Annotated in this window: 6 protein-coding genes; 3 read left to right on the forward strand and 3 right to left on the reverse strand. The window is 69.0% G+C overall.

The annotated features are described in order from the left end of the window. Both HMPREF0591_RS08030 and HMPREF0591_RS08035 read right to left on the reverse strand, forming a co-directional pair. Nucleotides 1-448: FHA domain-containing protein (locus tag HMPREF0591_RS08030; protein WP_007167975.1), on the reverse strand; the 448-nt coding region annotated here is incomplete at its 3' end. Between the two features lie 78 nt (nt 449-526). Next, nucleotides 527-1,744: an NADH:flavin oxidoreductase gene (locus HMPREF0591_RS08035; RefSeq protein WP_007167976.1), complete on the reverse strand. Its 1,218-nt coding sequence runs from the start codon at nt 1,742-1,744 to the stop codon at nt 527-529. A gap of 242 nt (nt 1,745-1,986) precedes the next feature. On the opposite strand from HMPREF0591_RS08035, the gene HMPREF0591_RS08040 reads away from it, so the two are divergent. Beyond that, a complete protein-coding gene (locus HMPREF0591_RS08040) occupies nt 1,987-2,832 on the forward strand; it encodes a bifunctional methylenetetrahydrofolate dehydrogenase/methenyltetrahydrofolate cyclohydrolase (RefSeq protein WP_007167977.1) in 846 nt (281 codons plus the stop codon). After that, the gene (locus HMPREF0591_RS08045) at nt 2,829-3,110 is read left to right on the forward strand and encodes a DUF3017 domain-containing protein (RefSeq protein WP_007167978.1); all 282 of its coding nucleotides are present in this window, start codon (nt 2,829-2,831) and stop codon (nt 3,108-3,110) included. Before HMPREF0591_RS08040 ends, HMPREF0591_RS08045 begins: the two co-directional genes overlap by 4 nt. On the opposite strand, the gene HMPREF0591_RS08050 is transcribed toward HMPREF0591_RS08045, so the two are convergent. Continuing rightward, entirely contained in the window at nt 3,107-3,640 is a 534-nt protein-coding gene (locus HMPREF0591_RS08050; RefSeq protein ID WP_007167979.1) for a DUF732 domain-containing protein, read from the reverse strand. The two genes, HMPREF0591_RS08045 and HMPREF0591_RS08050, sit on opposite strands and share 4 nt — an antisense overlap. Nucleotides 3,641-3,923: 283 nt before the next feature. Here HMPREF0591_RS08050 and HMPREF0591_RS08055 point away from each other — a divergent pair, with 283 nt between their 5' ends. After that, nucleotides 3,924-5,354: an FAD-dependent oxidoreductase gene (locus HMPREF0591_RS08055; protein WP_040622081.1), complete on the forward strand. Its 1,431-nt coding sequence runs from the start codon at nt 3,924-3,926 to the stop codon at nt 5,352-5,354. Nucleotides 5,355-5,398 lie beyond the last annotated feature (44 nt).

Here is a 5,398-nt window from a genome sequence, read left to right on the forward strand (position 1 = left end):
CGGGCGGTGCCGGAGGCGGACTGGGCGGGGCGGCGACGGGTGGGCCGCCCGGTGCGGCGGACCAGGCCGTCCCGGCCGGATGCGCCGCCACCGGTATGCCCATCGACTCGGTCTGCGGCGGGCGCCCGGCCATGCCCTGGTGCCGGCCCACCTCGAAGAGCAGCTGCGGCCCATCCGGATTCCCGATGTTCAGGCACTGGCCGTCGTGGATCTCCACCACCGGCACCCGCCGGCCGTTGACGAAAGTGCCGTTGAGCGAACCGTTGTCGATGGCCAGCCAGCGGCCCTGGTCGAAGCGCAGCAGCAGATGAGCGCGCGAGATCAACGGGTGCGTGATACGCATGTCGGCGCGCAGGTCGCGGCCCACCACCACGTCATGGCCGGCGGCGAACGTGCGTTCTGAGCCGTCGAAGCGAACCGTCAAGACGGGCGGGGCTGGTGCACTCATCGGACCAACTGTAACTCGTGGACCAAAGGCCAACCTGAGGCCCAAATGTGCGTTAGCGGTGCCCCGACCGCCCGGGCGCTAACTTCGATTGCCCGCCAAAACATCCGGGGCGCCCGTGACCACGCAGCGCGTTCGGGTGTAGATGGTGGCCATGCACTTGTTGCAGTGGGTGCACGCCGAGCGCACGCTGTGCGCGGCTCCATCGGCCACGAGCCGGTTGATCAGGTCCGGCTCGGCCAACAGCGCCCGGCCCATCGCGACGAACTGGAAGCCCTCGGCCATCGCCAGGTCCATCGTGTCCCGGTTGGTGATGCCGCCCAGCAGGATCAGCGGCATCGTCAGCTCGGCGCGGAACAGCTTGGCGTGGCGCAACAGATAGGCCTCGCGGTAGGGGTACTCGCGCAGGAACTTCTTGCCGGTCATGCGCATGCCCCAACTCAGCGGCGGCTTGAACGCCGCGGCGAACTCCTTGAGCGGCGCGTCGCCGTGGAACAGGTACATCGGGTTGACCAGCGAGCTGCCCGCGGTGAGTTCGATCGCGTCCAGCCCGCCGTCGTCCTGCAGCCACTTGGCGGTGGTGAGCGATTCCTCGGTGCTGATGCCGCCGCGCACGCCGTCGGACATGTTGAGCTTGGCGGTGACCGCGATCGGCGTGCCCTCCTTTTCCACGGCGCGGCGCACGGCCATCACCATGCCGCGCGCCACCTTCGCCCGGTTCTGAAGCGACCCGCCGAACTCGTCGTCGCGGCGGTTGATCAGCGGGGACAAAAACGAGCTCGCGAAGTAGTTGTGGCCCAAATGGATTTCGACCGCGTCGAAGCCGGCTTCGATGGCCAGGCGCGCCGCGTTGGCGTGCCCCTCGATGACGTCGTTGATGTCGTCGCGGGTCGCCTTCTTGGCGAAGCGCATCCCGATCGGGTTGAAGAACCGCACCGGCGCCAGCGCCCTGGCCTTGTTGGATTTGGCGTTGGCGACCGGGCCGGCGTGGCCGATCTGCGCGCTGACCGCCGCGCCCTCGGCGTGGATCGCGTCGGTGAGCCGGCGGAACCCCGGCACCGCCTCCGGGCGCATCCAGATCCCGTTGCCCTCGGTGCGGCCGCCGGGGGAGACGGCGCAGTAGGCAACCGTCGTCATGCCGACACCGCCCGCCGCGGGCAGCCGGTGGTATTCGATCAGGTCGTCGGTCACCAGGGTGTCGGGCGTGCGGGCCTCGAAGGTCGCCGATTTGATGGTGCGATTGCGCAGCGTGATCGGGCCGAGCTTGGCCGGGCTGAACACGTCCGGAGGGGTAGGCATATCGGGAGCCTAATCGCGATCGCAAGCGCGGCGAAGCCGCCTTCCCGCTCCGCGACACATGCCCTTCCCGCTCCGCGACACACGCCCTTCCCGCTCCGCGACATATACCCTTCCCACTCCGCGACATATAACCAGTGGTGACGACTCGCCGATGAAGCTCGCACTGGGTTATGTCTCGCGAAGTGCCTGCGGGGTGGGCCGCCGTCGTCGTGAGACACGCCCTTCGTGCCAGACTGTCAGGCGTGGGCGCAATCACACTGGACGGCAAGGCCACCCGCGACGAGATCTTCGTGGACCTCAAACAACGGGTGGCCGCGCTGACCGCGTCGGGTCGCACCCCCGGGCTGGGCACCATCCTGGTCGGTGACGATCCCGGGTCGCAGGCCTACGTCCGGGGCAAGCACGCGGACTGCGCCAAGGTCGGCATCACGTCGATCCGCCGCGACCTGCCCGCCGACATCGGCGCGGCGACGCTGAACGACACCATCGACGAGCTCAACGCCAACCCCGAGTGCACCGGCTACATCGTGCAGTTGCCGCTGCCGAAGCATCTGGACGAGAACGCGGCGCTCGAGCGCGTCGACCCGAACAAGGACGCCGACGGGCTGCACCCGACGAACCTGGGCCGGTTGGTGCTCAGCGTTCCGGCGCCGCTGCCGTGCACCGCGCGCGGCATCGTGCACCTGCTGCGGCGCTACGACGTCGAGATCGCCGGCGCCCACGTGGTCATCATCGGCCGCGGTGTGACGGTCGGCCGCCCGCTGGGGCTGTTGCTGACCCGTCGCTCGGAGAACGCCACGGTGACGTTGTGCCACACCGGAACCCGCGATCTGGCCGCGCACACCAGGCAGGCGGACATCGTCGTGGCCGCGGTCGGGGTGCCGCACATGCTGACCGCCGACATGGTGCGTCCCGGCGCGGCGGTCGTCGACGTGGGCGTCAGCCGCACCGACGACGGCCTGGTCGGCGACGTGCATCCCGACGTGTGGGAGGTGGCGGGTCATGTGTCACCGAATCCCGGTGGTGTCGGCCCGTTGACCCGGGCGTTCCTGCTGAGCAACGTCGTCGAGCTGGCCGAGCGGGGATGACCGCGCGGTCCGTCGCCAGGGCCCAGTGGCCGATCCTGCTGGTGGGCCTGACCTTCGCCACCGCGCTCGCGCTGGTGGGGGCCAACTTCTGGCGTCGCGGTTCGCTGCTGATCGGCATCGGCGTCGGCCTGGCGGCCGCGCTGCGGCTGGTGCTGTCAGACGAGCGGTCCGGTCTCTTGGCGGTGCGCAGCAAGGGGATTGACTTCGTCACCACCGCGGCGGTCGCGACCGCGATGGTCTACATCGCGTGGACTATCGACCCGCTGGGCACCGGTTAGATACCCGGCACCGCGGGGATTTGGCCGGCCATGCCGGGGATCTGCCCGCCCATGCCGGGGATTTGCCCGCCCATGCCGGGGATCTGACCGGCCATGCCGGGCGCGCCGGGAATCTGCCCGGCCATGCCGGGCAGTTGCGGCACTGCGCCGGACAGGTTGCCGCTGGCCAGGTTGGCCATCTGCTCCGGGCAGTAGGTCTGTATCGCGATCGTGGTAAACATGCGGGCCATCATGGGCGACATGCCCCGCCCGGAGACGCTGGACGCGGCCGCCGCGAAGTTGCCGCCCGGCTCGGCGAGCATCGGGCAGATGGACTGGCCTACCGACATCGCGTTTCCCGGTTCGCCGAAGTCGATGCCGGCGTGGTTGAGCGCGTCGATGAAGTTGTCGTCGGGGTTGTCCGCGCCGGCCGGCGCGGCCAGCGCAGACGCCGCGGTCAGCAGCCCGGCGGCCGCGGCCAGCAGACGAACGGTCAGGGGCTGGTTCCGAAACATCCAGATCCAGCGCTGCGTTCGTCCCGATGCCTTCATGCGGCCTCCCCCTCGGTCGTGGAGTGCGCCGGAGGCACTCGAATCACGCTACGAACTCTGAGCTATCACTGTCACGTTTGCGACACGGTGGGATAAATGTTCGCACAATAAGCGTTTTGTGAGTTCGCCGCGGCCGCGGCGTCGATTATTGGGCGGGCGGCCGCTTCGTGGATCGAAGCCACACTGTGACCTGACACGGCCGCCGTCACCGGGCTTTTGCGTGAGAAATGTTTGAGAATCTCCGCACATGACGACGAATCGCAGCCGTCCGCTGAACCCCGCCTTGCCGAGGGGCATCTCGCGCCAGACATTTCTTCGGGGCGCCGTCGGAATGCTGGCCACCGGCGCGGTTCTGGGTACCGCGCGGGCGGCAGCCGACGCCGCCGCCGGCTGGGACGGGCTGGCGTCCTCCATCGGCGGCACCGTCGTGTTGCCGACCAACGCCGCTCAATTCGCCACCAGCAAAAAGGTTTTCAACTCGTTCTACGACAACTCCAGTCCCGCCGCGGTGGTGACGGTTTCGTCGCAGGCGGACGTCCAGAAGGTGGTCGCTTTCGCGGCGGCCAACAACCTCAAGGTCGCCCCGCGCGGCGGCGGGCATTCCTACGTCGGCGCCTCCAGCGCCAACGGCACCCTGGTGCTGGACCTGCGCGGGCTTCCGGGCGGCGCGAACTTCGACGGCAACACCGTCACCGTCACCCCCGCGACCACCCTGTATGCGATCCATCAGGCGCTGACCGGCGCGGGCCGGGCGATACCCAGCGGCACCTGCCCGACGGTCGGCGTCGCGGGACTCGCGCTGGGCGGCGGGATAGGGCCCGACACCCGGCACGTCGGCCTGACCTGCGACGCGCTGCAGTCGGCCACCGTGGTGTTGCCCAGCGGCGACGTGGTGACCGCCTCCGCGAACGACAACCCGGATCTGTTCTGGGCGCTTCGCGGCGGTGGCGGGGGCAATTTCGGTGTGACGACGTCGATGACGTTCTCCACCTTCGCGACGACCTCCAACGATGTTGTGCGCCTGGACTTCCCGCCCGCCTCGGCCACGCAGGTGCTCGTCGGCTGGCAGTCCTGGCTGAGCGCCGCGGACCGAAACACTTGGGGCATCGTTGATCTCATGGTCGGCTCGGCTCCGAATTGTCATGTGCTGGCCACCTGCCCCGCGGGCTCGGGGTCGGCAGTGGCCGACGCGATCAAGTCCGCGGTCGGGGTGGCACCCAGTTCGGTTTCGAACAAGACGATGAGCCGCTCGGATCTGGTGATGTTTTTGGCCGGCGGTACTTCGACACCCCCGGCGCGCGCCTTCGTGGCCGGTTCCGACGTCATCGGACCGGTGGATTCGGCCGCGGCGCATGCCATTGCCACCGCGATCGGGCAGTGGCCGTCGGGTGCCGGACAGGCGTCGGTCCTGGTGGACCCGCTCGGGGGCGCGGTCGCCGACGTGGCCGCGGGTGACACCGCGTTCCCATGGCGCAATCAGGCGGCCGTCCTGCAGTGGTACGTCGAACCCTCCAGCAGCCAGGTCAGCGCCGCGAACACCTGGCTGAGCTCCGCGCACCAAGCGGTGCAACAGTTTTCCGTCGGCGGATACGTGAACTACCTGGAGGCCAACGGCGCGCCGGCGCGCTACTTCGGCTCGAACCTGTCGCGGCTGACGACGGTGCGGCAGAAGTACGACCCGAACCGGGTGATGTTCTCGGGGCTGGATTTTTAGCGAAACTTTTTGCGCGAGTGTGTATCTGTGGCGGTTTCTGGCGC

Source organism: Mycobacterium parascrofulaceum ATCC BAA-614 (assembly GCF_000164135.1).
Lineage (GTDB): Bacteria > Actinomycetota > Actinomycetes > Mycobacteriales > Mycobacteriaceae > Mycobacterium > Mycobacterium parascrofulaceum.